Raw genomic sequence first — 13,807 nt, forward strand, 5'->3', positions numbered from 1 at the left:
CTCAGTCGCGAGCAATGCGTAGCGCCTCTGTCGGACATCCTGCAACAGCGTCTTCGACCGCCTGCAGTTCGTCGGGATCGATGTCGGCCTTGAGAACCGAGAGTTCTCCCGACTCGTCAACCTCGAACACCTCTGGTGCGATCGACTCGCAGATGCCCAACCCGGTACACCTGGCTGCGTCGACGATGACCTTCACGCCGCTCACCCCTCGATCAGTTCCGTGGTCGACTGCCGAGCGGCAATCGATCTTCTCTAATTGAGATTAAATTAAATTACGGAGGCGCCGCAAGTCGTCTCCCGAATTCTTCACCGCAGCGGTCACCGCCGCACGCGTACCCACGACGCCGCGCGCATCGGCCAACTCCGCGGTGAACGAGGCAGCTCGTCGACCGACGTGCTTCGCTTCCACCCTGATCCCGGGCGAACCAGCCGAAACAGGCAGCGGCTTGAGGAAGTCCACTGTCACGTGCCGCAACTCGACTTCGGCGCTGGTGGTGACCTCGGCATACTCGGCGATCACCGAGAACATCGCCGCAGATTGCACACCACCATGGATGACGCCGGACGGATTGGCGACGCGGTCATCAACCGGCAGCCTTCCGCAGCCCGCCGCGGCGTCGACATCGAGACGCAGCAGCTCAGGAATCGACTGGTGAACTTCGGTGACCGGGGTGCCGGCATAGCTTCCCGGCAACAAACCTGGCACCGCGAAAAAGGTGCCGGTTCCGGTGGCGACGAGGGCGCCGTCGACCGTCCGGAGCTCGCAGGTGCTGACCGCGTGTGACTCGCCTGCAAACGACCGTCGCGCAACACCGAGGATGTGGTCGGCACCACGGAGGACCTCCACGTCGATATGGAGGTCGAGCGAGGTGGTCACGCAGGTTCCCGGCCCATCGGAATCGACTGCCGCCCAAGCCAGGATCATGTCGCACAGGACCATCAGCCAGCCCGGATTTCCGTCGCCGACCAGCGAGCGACAATCGCCCGCGGCCAGTCCCCGACGATGCCCGAACAACGTGACTCCGAACAGTTCGTCGTGCAGCCCGGTCGGTCCGCCGACGTGGCCGTCGGCGTCGGGTTCCATGCACAAAGCGATGTCGTGATCGAACCGATTCTGTTGCAGCAGGGCATGTTCGGATCTCGAGTCATCGTCGCCTACCGGCGAGGGGAAAGGCAGCATGCGCCGTGATGCTACCCGACCCAGCCGCTTTCGGACCTACAGCCGGTAGAGCGATTGCCAGATGATCTCCGCGAGCGCATCGGCGTGACGCCGGACCATACGCGGCTTTGCCAGGCGCACCTGTTGGTACAGGCCACGTTCCACCATCCACACAATCCAGCCCGCGGTCGGCTGAGGATCAACGTCGGCACGAACGAAGCCCTCACGTTGTCCGCGCACGATGTGTTTCACCAACTCGTCGTGTCCGGCGCCGAGTAGACGATGGAACTCATCACGAACAAGCTCATCGGATGTCGACGCCTCGGCCAGTGCCGCCAACAGCTTTTCGCGACGGCGATAGGTCTGCACCAGGCCCCGGATCGCAGCTTGCAATTGCTCCGGCGTGATGTCGGCGCCCAGGCTCATCCACGCTCTCGCAGCGTCGATGATGTCGGTGACCACTCCCTCACCGAGCGCCCGGAGTAGGTGCCCCAGGTCGTCGAAGTGGGCGTAGAACGTCGACCGAGCGATACCCGCGCGGGAGATGACACCCTCGACACTCAGTTCGTTGAAGGGCACGCCTTCGGTGAGCAGAGCCTCGGCGGCGTCGGTGGCACGACGAATGGTCGCAGCACGCTGGCGCTCTCGCCCGGGCGTCCTGGCCGGCTCGCGAACACTTCTCGACATGACAACACCGTATCCCGAACCGCTTCCGGAATCCCCGAGCGCGTTGCAACTGCGCCGTAGACCTTGGTCAAAAGTTGAACACGATGTACGGTAAAAAATCGAACACCATGTCTCTTCTCTGGCGGCAGATCCGTCCCCGTACCCAGAGACCACATGTCCTTCCGCGCGCTATCTCGGCAGTCGGATCGCCACAGCACACCATCACCAGGAGTATTCATGACCCTCGACACCAGCGTCGGCCAAATAGATTCGGACGCGCTGTATGAACCGGAGCACGAACAGTTCCGAGAAGCGGTACGGGCCTTCATCGAACGCGTCGTCGCACCCAATTTCGACCGCTGGGAGGCAGCGAAGATCGTCGATCGAGACATGTTCTCGCAAGCCGGAGACGCAGGGCTCCTCCTGTTCCCCACTCCAGAGGAGTACGGCGGCGCTGGAATCGACGACTTTCGCTTCAACGCGATTGTCAACGAGGAGTTCGCGCGATCCGGAATGGCCTCTGCCGGGTTGGGAATCGCGTTGCAGAACGACGTCGTCGGTCCGTACCTCCTCGACCTCACCACGGCCGAGCAGAAGCAGCGATGGCTGCCCGGCCTGACCGCGGGCACACTCATCGGCGCTGTCGCCATGACCGAACCGGGGACCGGTAGCGACCTGTCGGGGATTCGCACCCGCGCGGTACGCGACGGCGAGCACTACGTGATCAACGGCGCCAAGACCTTCATCTCCAACGGACAGAACTGCGACCTCGTTGTGGTTGCCACGCGCACCTCGGATGACCCGCACAAGGGGCTCACGCTCATCGTGGTGGAAGCAGGAACCCCCGGATTCGAGAAGGGACGCAATCTCGACAAACTCGGACTCGCAGGTCAGGACACGAGCGAACTGTCATTCACTGACGCACGCGTTCCGGTGGCCAACCGACTCGGTGAGGAGGGCGAAGGTTTCTACCAACTGATGCGCAATCTCCCACAGGAACGCATGTCGCTGGCCGTCACGTCGGTGGGCGCCGTGGCGGGGATGCTCGACCGAACTCTCGAGTACGTCAAGGAGCGCAAGGCCTTTGGAAAACCGATTGGCTCGTTCCAGAACAGCCGGTTCGTACTCGCCGAACTGGCGACGGAACTCAGTGTGGCGCAGGCGTTTGTCGATCGCTGCATCCGCCTGCTCGTGCGAGGCGAGCTAACGCCTGCCGAGGCGGCGAAAGCCAAGTGGTGGACGACCGAACTGCAGGTGCGCACCGCAGACCGGTGTCTGCAACTGCACGGCGGGTACGGCTACATGAAGGAGTACCCGATCGCGCGGTCATTCGTCGACTCGCGCATTCAGACCATCTACGGCGGCACCACCGAGATCATGAAGGAGATCATCGGACGCTCCCTGGGCCTGTAGCCCACTGGCCCATAGGCAACGCTCCGGGCAAGAACCGCTGCTCAAGCGCGACGGGCGGAACCCGATAGGGTTCCGCCCGTCATGCTTTTCCGACTAAGGACGCCAATGCGCCACCGCTACAACGCAACGCGTTCGGTCGCGCGGCTCTGACCCGACTTGAGCTTCTCGAGGCCGGTGGCAATGCGCTTGGTGAACAAGCCGCGCTGGACCAGATCGTGTGTCACGCGCAGTTCGTAGGCCGTCGCACCGATGTGATCCATGTTCTGTGCGCGCAGCGCCACTTCCTTGAGAACGGTGGTCAGTTCCGCTCCGTTCTCGGCAATCTGCTTGGCCAGGGCCAGCGACTTCTCGCGGACCGTACCGACCTCGACGAGCTCGTCGACGAGCCCCACCCGATATGCCTCCTCCGCGGAGATCGGGTCGCCGGTGAAGAGCATGCGACGCGCACGCTGGGTGTTCATCTTGCTCAACATGCCGTGATAAAAGCCGTTCATCGCGTACTTCACCTGCGTCGAACCGAACTTGGCATTCTTCGACGCGATCGTGATGTCGCACATGTTCGCAACGTCCATCCCGTAGCCGGGAGCGACACCCGCGACGCCCGCGACCGTCGGCTTGCGGTAGTCGTAGATGGCCACCATCAGTTGCAGCGCCAGATCGGTGAACCTCGTGCGGTCGGCATCCGTGGTGTCCTGGAGGACGTCGAGTGCCCATCCCGCACAGAAGTACTCTTCGGTGCCGATGAAGAGCACCGCGGCCACCTCGTCGTCGTACGCCCACTCGTCGAGGGCGCCGATGATCTCCTGGTGCAGTTCCCACCCGAGCGCGTTGCGCTTCTCGGGATGGTTGAGCGCGATGATTCCGACCCCGTCCTCGATGGACGTCATCAGATACTCGTACTTGGACATGATGTGAACCCCTTGCCTCGGAATTGAAGATTGGCTTGGTATTGCAGACCTTGGAATGCAGAGTTGTCGGGAGGTTGCTTGGGGAGTCGCCGCCAAGTGACGACGCATCTCCGCTCGGTCGGTGAGACCGCCTATAAAAGCGTACATCGAGTTCGATTTTTTGATCAAGAAAAGTCCGAACATGGTGTAGCGTTTGTTGCGCACGCCACACTACACACGGAGCGCTCACCCATGCCTCACACCACCAATCCCGCCGATGCACCGCCCAGTTCGGGGTTGCTGCTCGACGAGAGAATCGGCAGCCTCATCGACACGCGGGCGCAGGCCCATCCCGACCGCGAACTCTTCGTCTTCGACGATCGGCGAGTGACATACGGCGAGTTCGCGCGGTGGACCAATGCCATCGCAACCTCGCTGGTGGACAACGGAATCGGATACGGTGACCGCGTTCTCGTCCAGCTACCCAATTGCCTCGAGGCACTGGCACTACAGGTCGCCGCGTTTCGTATCGGTGCGATCAACGTCCCCGTGATTCCGATCTACCGTGAACACGAGACGTCACAGATCATCGCGGATGCGAGACCCGCGGCCATCGCCGTCGCACACACGCTGGGCAGTCGTTCGCCGCATGTCGAGGTCGACGGCATCCTCGCAGACACCGGACACCAGCCGAAACTCAAGCTTCTCGTCGGAGGGGCCGCGCCCGGATGGTCCGAAGTTCCCGGCCCCGACAGCCCGATTGCGAGCACGCTTCCCGAACCGCTGCCGCCGGAGGAACCGGCATTGATCCTGTACACATCCGGTACGACGTCCGCCCCCAAGGGTGCGCTTCTGACGTCGCGGGCACTCATCGCGCATCTGCGGAACTTCGCCGCCGCGTTCAGCCTTGACGAAAGTGCGGTCTTGCTCGCGGCCACCCCCCTCTCACATCTCGGCGGATTTGTTGCGGGACTGATTTTTCCGTCGTACCTGGGTGCACGTTCGGTCATCATGGGCGGCTGGAACGCCGATCGCGCGGTCGACCTCATCGAGAGCGAGCGGGTCAGCCTGATGATGGGCGCGACGGTCTTTCTACAGGAACTCATCGACCGATACGAGCAGGGTCTCGGCGCACAGCACCGCCTCGACGACTACGTGTGTGCGGGAGCCACGATTCCGTCTCGTCTGATTCGAGCCGCAGATGCGGTCGGGGTCACGGCGACACGCAGCTACGGAATGACCGAGACTGCTGGAATCTGCACTGCGGCCGACGAATCGGACCCACTGGATCGTCGCGCAGAGTGGGACGGCCGCCTCCTCGATGGCATGGAGATCGAGGCGGTCGACGAATTCCGTCAGCCGATCCCGGAGGGTCAGATCGGCGAGCTGAGAATTCGTGGACCCCAGATGTTCTCGGGCTACACGGATCCCGTCGCGACCGCCGCGCAGATCGACGACGAGGGTTGGTTCTACCCGGGAGATGTCGGGCAGGTCAGCGACCGTTGGGTCCGGATGACCGGTCGCAGCAAAGACATCGTCAACCGTGGGGGCGAGAAGTTCTCCACGCAGGACATCGAGGCGGCATTGCTCTCGCACCCCGACATCGCGCAGGCCGCGGTCACCGCGGTCCCCGACGAACGGTTCGGAGAGTCCGTCGGAGCGTGGATCTCGCTGCATGACGGGGCCGAATGGGCCGGCGCGGACGTCTACCTCGCTCACCTCGACTCGCTCAGACTCGCGCGCGCAAAGCTTCCCGTCGAGTGGCACGTCGTCGACTCGATTCCGACCACGGCGTCGGGCAAGGTTCAGAAGTTCCGCCTCGCCTCGTCGGACGATATCGCCAGTGAACACTCGGCACGATTGAAAGGATGACCTCGCGGATGAAACTCGGTCTGCAGTTGGGCTATTGGGGAGCCAGTCCGCCGGACAACCACGCTGAACTCGCCTCCGCTGCCGAAGCGAACGGCTTCGACAGCATGTTCACCGCGGAGGCGTGGGGATCGGACGCCTATACCCCCTTGGCGTGGTGGGGTTCGAGAACCCAACGAATGAGGCTTGGCACCTCTGTGCTCCAGTTGTCAGCCAGGACACCGACAGCCTGCGCGATGGCCGCACTGACGCTCGATCACCTTTCAGGTGGCAGGCACATCGTCGGACTGGGGGTGTCGGGGCCACAGGTCGTCGAGGGCTGGTACGGCCAGCGATTCGCCAAACCGCTTGCGCGCACACGAGAATACGTCGACATCATGCGGCAGGTCTGGGCTAGGAGCGCGCCGGTTACCAGCGCCGGCCCGCACTATCCACTACCCCTCGTCGGCGACGGGACCACCGGACTGGGCAAGCCACTCAAGCCCATCGTGCACCCGCTCAGCTCGAGCATCCCGGTCTTCCTCGGAGCAGAAGGACCACGAAACGTCGCGCTCACCGCGGAGATCGCCGACGGGTGGCTCCCGCTGTTCTTCACACCTCGGATGGGCGACACCTATCAGAACTGGCTGGCCGACGGTTTCCGCGTTCGTAACGCGCCGACCGATCAGGAGTCGTTCGAGATCTGCGCTACCGCGAACATCGTCATCACCGACGACCGCCGCGCAGCGCTCGACGCCATGAAGCCGTTCATCGCGCTCTACATGGGTGGCATGGGCAGTGAGGACACCAACTTTCACGCCGAGGTCTACCGCCGGATGGGGTACGCGGAGGTCGTCGACGAGGTCACCGCGCTGTACCGAAGCAACCAGAAGGGCAAGGCCGCCGAGGTGATACCGGACGAGGTCGTGGACGATTCCGCGATCATCGGGTCTGTGGATCACGTGCGCGTGCAGGTCGAGGCGTGGGAGAAGGCAGGCGTCACAACGATGTTGGTCTCACCGACCAGCGTCGCCGAGATCGAACAACTGGCAACGACGGTGCTCGCCGACCCAGTGCGCCAGGACATCTCATGACCCGCTCGTTCACCGAGATCGCGACCACCATCGACTCCGGCGTCGGAACCATCACGTTCGATCGCTTCGACAGGAGGAACGCGCTCAGCCTCGAACTATTCGCCGACCTCAGCGAATGCCTCGACGACTGGGCCACCGATGACGACGTCGCATGCGTGGTCCTCACCGGCGGTGAGGATGTCTTCTGCGCAGGACTCGACCTCAAACTGCAGTCGATGTTCACCAACCGCCAACGGCGCGAAGAGTATTCGGCCGCGTGTCTGCGGGCATATGGCACCCTTCTCGACTACCTCAAACCCACCATCGCGGCGGTGGGTGGTCCAGCACTCGGTGGCGGCTGCGATATCGCGGTTTTCAGCGACATCCGGATCGGTGCGGACAACGTCGTCATGGGCTTCCCACAGATCAAGATGGGGCTCACGCCCTACTTCTCGCCGCTGTGGAAAATCGTCGGTCTCAGCCAGGCCAAGATCCTCACCTTCTCCGGCGACCGAATCGACGCCGCCGAGGCGTTGCGCATCGGCTTGCTCGACCGACTCGTACCCGCGGGCACCGTTGTGTCCGCGGCGACCGCGATGGCACGGTCGATAGCGGAGACCTCGACAGCCTCTGCGGTCAACAACAAGGAGATGGCACGACGCTCCACCGCGATGGACCCGATCAGCGCGCTCACCTACGAAACCCTCGCTTATCGCGAGGTCATCTGGCATGACGACGTCATCGAACGAATCAACAACGCGTACAACAGACTCGGCGAATGAGGACCTCGTGATGACGACAGAATCCGGACTCCTCCCGACGGCCGACTTCCTCGACGACTTCTCGACGCGATGGCTCGCAGCGTGGAACTCACATTCCACCGACCGCGTGCTGGCACTTCTGCACTCTGAGATCGTCTGGGACGACCACGTTTTCTGGTCCGAAGTCATCCACGGTATCGCCGGAGTCGAGCTCTATGTCGAGAAGATCTGGGAAGCCATGCCCGACGTCGCATTCGACGAGATCGAGCACTTCAGGTCGGATCGCGGCCGCCTACGAGGCGGGGCCTATCTTCTCTCGCTGCGCGGACGATCGTGACACCAGCGGTCGCGCTTCCGCTTTCAGGTCGAGCGGTGATCGTCACCGGCTCGACGCGCGGGCTTGGACGAGCGATCGCTAGGGCCGCAGGCGACGCCGGCGCTTCGGTGGTGATCAACGGCACCAATGAACTTGCGGTCGACACGGCAGTCACCGAGATCGAGTCTCGTGGCGGCACAGCACTCGGCGTTACCGGATCGGTGGCCGACGACGGCTTCTGCCGCAGACTCGTCGACGAGTGCGTGACCTCGTTCGGAACCGTCGACATCCTGATCAACAATGCAGGCATCATTCGGGATCGCTCGTTCACGAAGATGTCGGTCACAGAGTTCGACGACGTCCTCGCAGTTCACCTGCGCGGAACCTTCTCATGTAGTTCGTCCGCGGCTCGCGTGATGCGCAGCGCCGGAGCGGGACGCATACTCAACATCGTGTCCGGCTCCGGTCTCTACGGGATGTTCGGGCAGGCCAACTACGCAGCAGCCAAGGCCGGAATCATCGGGATGTCGCGCGTGATGGACATCGAGTTGTTCGGAAAGGGCATCTCCGTCAATTGTCTTGCACCCGTTGCAGACACGGACATGACCCGGGGCTTGGCGGCCGATTCCGGAGTCTCCCACGATCTCGGGTTTCCAGCGGCCGACGACGTAGCCCAAGCAGCCGTTCACATCGTCGCTTCGGATCGGGAAGACCTTCACGGACAGTGTCTTTCGTTCGACGGAGAGACCCTCGCAGTCTGGACCCATCCGCACCAGATTCCCCTGGGCCGGATTCCGTCGGGCCAGGGCCCGTCGACAAGCCACGACGGATCGTGGACGGCCGGCGATTTCGAGCGCGCACTCGGCACCGCCGCCCTGGAGTTCCCTCATCCCGATCGTTGGGGCGCAGGTGTGTCGCGAGCGCAGTGAGCGACCACTCGGCGGCGCTACGAGGCCGAGCTACTTCTGCCCGAGGGGAGCGTCGACTCCGCCCACGTCGGTGATGAGCCAGTTCTTCGACTTATCCAGCGTCACCGTGTATGTCGCTGTCGACTGAACGCCGTCGGGCGCTTGCGCGTTCTTCGTCATCACGCTGACGAACGCAGTGACAATGTAGACGCTGCCATTGTGGGATTTGAGTTGAGCCGCGATGGGCGAAGCCGACGACGTCCACTGCAGCGGGGTGATGACCTGCTCCATCGACTTCGCAGCATCCGTCAACTTGGCAGTGAGTTCTGGCGAGGTCCCCTCGACCAGGCGCTTATCCCACGAACCCAGATCCTTGTAATCCATCGACGCCGCTTTGACCGCATAGTCGAGCGCAACGTTTTGCGCCTTCGTCGCGTCGGCGGTCGCCGCGTTCATCTCGTCCACACGATCACTCTTCTGCGCCAACAGGATCGACAGCGTCACCACTGCGGCGATCAGTGCCACTCCCAGCAGTGCAACGATCCCCAGCGTCAGACGCCGACGACCGACCGGGGTGTTTCCCTCGCCTGCGACCTTGCCGGCGTCGCTCGGTTGCTCATCGGTTGGCTTCGCATCATCCTGTACCGGTGCGTCTTTCGTAGCGGTTTCCATATCTGATTCCTTTCCGGGAAGTTCGTGTTCTTTCATGTCGCGCGACGGCGCCGCGAGGCGATCTGGGGTGTCAGCCACCTGCCGATAACACGACGGCATCGCCACTTCCGGCAGTACTGAGTGCGATCCGCATCAGTTGACTGAGATCTGCCGTCTTGAGGATTGACGTTGCCGATCCGACGGATGGCAACGCGGCGTCGCCGAGCACCTTGAGATCGGGCGCGACCTTATCGAGAAATACCTGGGCTCGCTCCAAGAATGGTCCGGCCCCCTCGGTCAGCGCCGTCGGCAGGTTGTCTTGGACGATGAACTTGGCACACCAGTCGAGGAACACCCGGATCTTGTCGGCCATGGCAGCGGTGGGCGCACCGGATGCCGCGAGTGAATCGCTCAGGCCGGCACCGCGATCGAGCACCGTCTGAAAGTCTTTCAGCAATTGCTCAAAGGGCGCGGTGGTACTCAGGATCGCCGAATTGAGCATCACGCCTGCATGATTGAGATCGGTGAGAACGCCCTTATCCGACGGCAGTGCACTGTTGAACTCGGCGACGAGATCGTTGACCTTGTCGGTGTGTAGCTGGCCGAGCGCGCGGACGAGACGTGCCGATAATTCGTCGAACGTTGTTGGTACGGTTACCGATCGCGCGGTCAGCACGGCGTCGTCGTGTAACGACGGACCATCGTCGGACCCGGGCACGACTCCCAGATAGGACTCGCCCAGAGCGGAGAGATTGTCGACTCGATAACTCGAGCTCGCGGGAATCGCATACGAGTTGTCGTAGTTCCACCGGACAACGACCCCGTCGAAGCTCGACTCGACATTCGTCACCTTTCCGATGGCGACGCCCCGGAACAGCACGCGCGAGCCCTGGACAAGACCGTTGGCGTTCGCGACACGGAGTTCAGCTTTGCGGACACCGATCCCGTCGGATACCGACAACCCGACAGAGTGCATGTAGCCGAGAGCAACGATCACGACGGCCAGCATCGCAGTCACGGACGCCACGTTCTTCGTATTCACTTGATTGCTCCCAACATTCGGAGGATGCGATCGGCCCCGTCGAGCACGTTTGCACCCTGCGGTGAATCGGCAGCCACGATCGTCATGTCCGGCCGTTTGAGGAACGGGAATAGATTCTCGGTGAGGAATCGGCGGATCAGATCCTCATTCTGGCCGACCGCGTCGATCCCGCCGCGGACGATGCCGATCGAACCGTTGACCTCGGTCAACATCGGGTTCAGCCAGAACCCTCCCTGGAACACGCTGCCGACGCTCGGCAACACGATTCCCACCTGCTGGAGTCCGAGTGACAGTTCATTCCAGTACTGCATCGCGCCGGGCGAGAGCATCTCGCGGAGCGCGGTTGACCGGTTGTTCACCACGCCGGTTAGATTGTCGATCGCGGTCAACATCGTGTCGAGACTTGTGGTTCCGCCTGCGAGACTTCGCATGTCGATGGCGGCGATGTCGGCCACCCTCGCTGTCTGCTGCGCAGAGGGAAAGCTCCTGTTGATCATGTCGACAACCTGCTGGGCGTCGTGGACACTGCCGCCGTTGACGAAGTTCGCCAGAACAGCAAGCGTGTTCTCGAGCGGTGGGGGCGCCGTCGTCTGCTGGAGCGGAATCTGTCGAACATCCTCTGCGGCAGCGCGTTCGATGTCTGCGGGCTCGGCGTCGAGTGACACGAACGAATCGCCGAGGACAGTACTTTGACGTATGGCTGCACGCGCGGTCGCGGGTACACGCTGATCCCCGTCCAGGACCACGTCGACGTTCGCATACTCGGGACCGAGCGTCACCGTCCGTACGTGTCCGACGCGCACTCCGTTGAGATTGACGTCAGCGCCGTCGGTGAGGTTGAGGACGGACGCGAAGTGAATCGAGAGTAATTGCCCGCCGCCTGCCGACTGTACCTTTGTCGCAAGAGTTCCCGGGTTCAGTGAACAACCTGCCACCATCGCCACGAAGAGTGCTGGGACGACGGTCCTGACGGTGATCCCACTGGTACGTCGTAGACGTCCCGGAATCCATTCTCGCCGAGTCATTGTCGACCTCCCAATGCAAGCAGGCTCTCCATCTTGACGATGACCGCCGCATTGTCGGCTGCAACCTGACATGAACGCGGGGCGGTCCTGTTGACCTGTCCGCACACCTCGGACGGCCTGGCGACGGGAACTCGCACCCGCGGTGCCTGCACCCGTAGGGCAGCGCCCCGGCCTCGTTGGCTGACCATCCGAGCCGACGAGGCGAGAGCGGGCAGCGAGTTGAGGGACTTGGTGATCACGCCGACTCTGCTCACCGCGATGTGGAGTCCCTCGGCGACGAGATCTGATGCGGGCCAAAGGTATTGCCCGTAGTTGAGTTGCACGTCGCTCACCGCGTCGATCAGCGGGATGAGTCCCGCCACCATGTCTGTCGCGCCGGGCCACAGCATTTGGGCTGCCAGTGTCGCAGAATCGGGCAGTTTGGTCACGATCGAGTCGATGTCACCCCACTGTTGCAGCGCGGTCGACGTGAGCGGTGCCATGTTCACGATGATCGAACGAAGGTCCCCGATACTCTGCTCGGGCGCCTGAGCTGCTGATGCGGCCGTGCGCAGAACACGTCCCACCGACGGACCGACTCCGGCCATCTCCTTCGACATCGCATCGATCGCACCCTCGATGTTGCGCGAACTCTGCATGGGTGCGAGCTGGTCGAGCAGATCCGCAGCCGATCCCGTCACCTCGGAGATACTCTTCGGTGTCATCGTGTTCCCAATCGGGATGCACTTGCCCGACCGCAGCTGCGCACCCGAATCCGCCGCCGACACCAGCTCGACCGACCTGTCGGCGAGTACGGATTTCGAACGGGTGACTGCCTTGGTACCTGCCGAGATTGCCACGCCCCGGTCAAGGGTGAAGTCGACGCGCACAGCCGTGTCGAGCGGAGTGATCGTCGTGATCTTCCCGATGGGTACACCCATGTGCGTGATTTCGTTTCCGGTGTAGAGGCCGATCGAATCGGTGAACATTGCACAGAACCCGGATGTCGCGGCATCGGCGCGACTCTTATCCACCCAGACAACCGATCCCGCGACGACGGCTGCCACGGCCGCGAGTGTCACTACGGTCAGCAGCGCCTTCTTTCCCCTCATCAGCACGCCTTTCCCGCAACCGGAAGGCAGATCGCAGCACCGTCGATCTCGTTGGGGTCCTTCTGTTGTCCCGCCGACGTGGCGAATGCCGACAACGTCGACTGCAGCGGAGCCAGATTGTCGATGAGCCCGTCCATCCCGTCGCGGAGCTTTCCGGCGCCATCACGTACACGGCCGACGATCGTGCCGATCTGTTCCTTGTGATTCACGTAGAACTTCGCAAGCGCACCCAACCGCAACAACACGCCACCCAACTGTTCGAAGGCCTTGGAGAACCCGGCGCGGTATGTGTAGTACGTCGACAGGACGATGTTGACCTTGCGCAGCAACCCGAAGACGAACTCCTTGCTCTGGTTGAAGGTGCTCAGATACTCGTTCGTCAAGTCCAATGTGGTGGTTATCTGCGCGCGCTGACGATCGAGAATTGTTGCGAGCGATTGCATTCCGTCGACAACGTTCCGCAGCGCGCCGGGGTTGTCGCCAACTCCCTTGTCGATCTCCTTGAGGATGTCGTCGATCGGCGCCCCCGCGACATTGTCGGTGACGCGTGGCAAATCCTGCAGCGTGTCGGCGATCGTGTAGGGCACGGAGACCCGCTCGATCGGGATCGTGACGGCATTGCGCACGACATCTGCGCCACCGGGCTCCAGCGCGACGAAGAATCCTCCCACCGCGGTGAGCAGACGCACCTGGACCCGAGCGTCGTCGCCGAGATGCACATCGGACTTCACCGACATCGAGACCGTGACGTTGTTGTCATCGGACGCCAGCACAACGTCTTTCACCTTTCCCACGGAAATGCCGGCAACCCGCACGTCCTCGCCGCCGCGGAGCGATACCGCGTCGCGCGTCGTGAACGTGACGGTTCGCTCGTTGGGAGGCGAAAGGTAGAAGTAGGCGGCCACTGCTGCAAGCACGGCCACGACGCCAATCGCCACGAGTCCTACTGCGGCATCGCTCATTTCGA

15 protein-coding genes are annotated in these 13,807 nt (G+C 62.7%); 6 read left to right on the plus strand and 9 right to left on the minus strand.

All coding sequences use genetic code 11. The annotated features are described in order from the left end of the window. Window position 1: 1 nt before the first annotated feature. The 3 genes from ACRVY7_RS03070 to ACRVY7_RS03080 all read right to left on the minus strand — a co-directional run bounded on the left by ACRVY7_RS03070 (window position 2) and on the right by ACRVY7_RS03080 (window position 1,846). Complete coding sequence (locus ACRVY7_RS03070) at window positions 2-196, minus strand: ferredoxin (protein ID WP_064870638.1); 195 nt, start codon at window positions 194-196, stop codon at window positions 2-4. A 66-nt stretch (window positions 197-262) separates the two neighbouring features. Further along, window positions 263-1,180 carry a PaaI family thioesterase gene (locus ACRVY7_RS03075; protein WP_431815941.1) on the minus strand — a complete coding sequence of 306 codons (918 nt, stop codon included), beginning with the start codon at window positions 1,178-1,180 and terminating at the stop codon, window positions 263-265. A gap of 36 nt (window positions 1,181-1,216) precedes the next feature. Then, entirely contained in the window at window positions 1,217-1,846 is a 630-nt protein-coding gene (locus tag ACRVY7_RS03080) for a TetR/AcrR family transcriptional regulator (RefSeq protein WP_431815942.1), read from the minus strand. A 216-nt stretch (window positions 1,847-2,062) separates the two neighbouring features. Here ACRVY7_RS03080 and ACRVY7_RS03085 point away from each other — a divergent pair, with 216 nt between their 5' ends. Beyond that, window positions 2,063-3,238, plus strand: coding sequence for an acyl-CoA dehydrogenase family protein (locus ACRVY7_RS03085; protein ID WP_431815943.1), 1,176 nt, complete (start codon window positions 2,063-2,065; stop codon window positions 3,236-3,238). Between the two features lie 116 nt (window positions 3,239-3,354). On the opposite strand, the gene ACRVY7_RS03090 is transcribed toward ACRVY7_RS03085, so the two are convergent. Further along, window positions 3,355-4,146, minus strand: coding sequence for an enoyl-CoA hydratase/isomerase family protein (locus ACRVY7_RS03090; protein ID WP_064870614.1), 792 nt, complete (start codon window positions 4,144-4,146; stop codon window positions 3,355-3,357). A gap of 231 nt (window positions 4,147-4,377) precedes the next feature. Between ACRVY7_RS03090 and ACRVY7_RS03095 the strand changes: the two genes are divergently transcribed. The 5 genes from ACRVY7_RS03095 to ACRVY7_RS03115 are packed head-to-tail and all read left to right on the plus strand — an operon-like array spanning window position 4,378 to window position 9,052. Continuing rightward, window positions 4,378-5,997, plus strand: a complete 1,620-nt coding sequence (locus tag ACRVY7_RS03095; protein WP_431815944.1) for a class I adenylate-forming enzyme family protein — start codon at window positions 4,378-4,380, stop codon at window positions 5,995-5,997. 8 nt (window positions 5,998-6,005) lie between these two features. Further along, window positions 6,006-7,067, plus strand: a complete 1,062-nt coding sequence (locus tag ACRVY7_RS03100) for an LLM class F420-dependent oxidoreductase (RefSeq protein ID WP_431816383.1) — start codon at window positions 6,006-6,008, stop codon at window positions 7,065-7,067. After that, on the plus strand, window positions 7,064-7,828 hold the full coding sequence (locus ACRVY7_RS03105; protein WP_431815945.1) for an enoyl-CoA hydratase/isomerase family protein: 765 nt from the start codon (window positions 7,064-7,066) through the stop codon (window positions 7,826-7,828). The genes ACRVY7_RS03100 and ACRVY7_RS03105 overlap by 4 nt, the downstream gene beginning before the upstream one ends. 10 nt (window positions 7,829-7,838) lie before the next feature. Beyond that, complete coding sequence (locus ACRVY7_RS03110) at window positions 7,839-8,144, plus strand: nuclear transport factor 2 family protein (RefSeq protein ID WP_431815946.1); 306 nt, start codon at window positions 7,839-7,841, stop codon at window positions 8,142-8,144. Beyond that, window positions 8,141-9,052 (plus strand): SDR family NAD(P)-dependent oxidoreductase, encoded by a 912-nt coding sequence (locus ACRVY7_RS03115; RefSeq protein WP_431815947.1) that lies wholly within the window; start codon window positions 8,141-8,143, stop codon window positions 9,050-9,052. The genes ACRVY7_RS03110 and ACRVY7_RS03115 overlap by 4 nt, the downstream gene beginning before the upstream one ends. Window positions 9,053-9,082: 30 nt before the next feature. Here ACRVY7_RS03115 and ACRVY7_RS03120 read toward each other — a convergent pair whose 3' ends face one another. From ACRVY7_RS03120 to ACRVY7_RS03140, 5 genes are read right to left on the minus strand one after another with little or no spacing between them, the layout of a single operon-like run. Then, window positions 9,083-9,781, minus strand: coding sequence for a hypothetical protein (locus ACRVY7_RS03120; protein WP_431815948.1), 699 nt, complete (start codon window positions 9,779-9,781; stop codon window positions 9,083-9,085). Then, complete coding sequence (locus ACRVY7_RS03125; protein ID WP_431816384.1) at window positions 9,774-10,691, minus strand: MlaD family protein; 918 nt, start codon at window positions 10,689-10,691, stop codon at window positions 9,774-9,776. Before ACRVY7_RS03125 ends, ACRVY7_RS03120 begins: the two co-directional genes overlap by 8 nt. 29 nt (window positions 10,692-10,720) lie before the next feature. After that, window positions 10,721-11,749 carry an MlaD family protein gene (locus ACRVY7_RS03130; RefSeq protein ID WP_431815949.1) on the minus strand — a complete coding sequence of 343 codons (1,029 nt, stop codon included), beginning with the start codon at window positions 11,747-11,749 and terminating at the stop codon, window positions 10,721-10,723. After that, window positions 11,746-12,840, minus strand: coding sequence for an MlaD family protein (locus ACRVY7_RS03135; RefSeq protein WP_431815950.1), 1,095 nt, complete (start codon window positions 12,838-12,840; stop codon window positions 11,746-11,748). Before ACRVY7_RS03135 ends, ACRVY7_RS03130 begins: the two co-directional genes overlap by 4 nt. Then, window positions 12,840-13,802: an MlaD family protein gene (locus ACRVY7_RS03140; protein ID WP_197494617.1), complete on the minus strand. Its 963-nt coding sequence runs from the start codon at window positions 13,800-13,802 to the stop codon at window positions 12,840-12,842. The genes ACRVY7_RS03135 and ACRVY7_RS03140 overlap by 1 nt, the downstream gene beginning before the upstream one ends. Window positions 13,803-13,807 lie beyond the last annotated feature (5 nt).

This window comes from Gordonia jacobaea (assembly GCF_965344965.1).
Taxonomy (GTDB): domain Bacteria; phylum Actinomycetota; class Actinomycetes; order Mycobacteriales; family Mycobacteriaceae; genus Gordonia; species Gordonia jacobaea.

Excerpts from the sequence above, each read along its gene's own strand:
- ACRVY7_RS03085 (WP_431815943.1), top strand. The coding sequence starts at position 2,063 with ATGACCCTCGACACCAGCGTCGGCCAAATAGATTCGGACGCGCTGTAT.
- ACRVY7_RS03080 (WP_431815942.1), bottom strand. The coding sequence starts at position 1,846 with ATGTCGAGAAGTGTTCGCGAGCCGGCCAGGACGCCCGGGCGAGAGCGC.
- ACRVY7_RS03140 (WP_197494617.1), bottom strand. The coding sequence starts at position 13,802 with ATGAGCGATGCCGCAGTAGGACTCGTGGCGATTGGCGTCGTGGCCGTG.
- ACRVY7_RS03130 (WP_431815949.1), bottom strand. The coding sequence starts at position 11,749 with ATGACTCGGCGAGAATGGATTCCGGGACGTCTACGACGTACCAGTGGG.
- ACRVY7_RS03125 (WP_431816384.1), bottom strand. The coding sequence starts at position 10,691 with ATGCTGGCCGTCGTGATCGTTGCTCTCGGCTACATGCACTCTGTCGGG.
- ACRVY7_RS03110 (WP_431815946.1), top strand. The coding sequence starts at position 7,839 with ATGACGACAGAATCCGGACTCCTCCCGACGGCCGACTTCCTCGACGAC.
- ACRVY7_RS03075 (WP_431815941.1), bottom strand. The coding sequence starts at position 1,180 with ATGCTGCCTTTCCCCTCGCCGGTAGGCGACGATGACTCGAGATCCGAA.
- ACRVY7_RS03100 (WP_431816383.1), top strand. The coding sequence starts at position 6,006 with ATGAAACTCGGTCTGCAGTTGGGCTATTGGGGAGCCAGTCCGCCGGAC.
- ACRVY7_RS03090 (WP_064870614.1), bottom strand. The coding sequence starts at position 4,146 with ATGTCCAAGTACGAGTATCTGATGACGTCCATCGAGGACGGGGTCGGA.
- ACRVY7_RS03095 (WP_431815944.1), top strand. The coding sequence starts at position 4,378 with ATGCCTCACACCACCAATCCCGCCGATGCACCGCCCAGTTCGGGGTTG.
- ACRVY7_RS03105 (WP_431815945.1), top strand. The coding sequence starts at position 7,064 with ATGACCCGCTCGTTCACCGAGATCGCGACCACCATCGACTCCGGCGTC.
- ACRVY7_RS03135 (WP_431815950.1), bottom strand. The coding sequence starts at position 12,840 with ATGAGGGGAAAGAAGGCGCTGCTGACCGTAGTGACACTCGCGGCCGTG.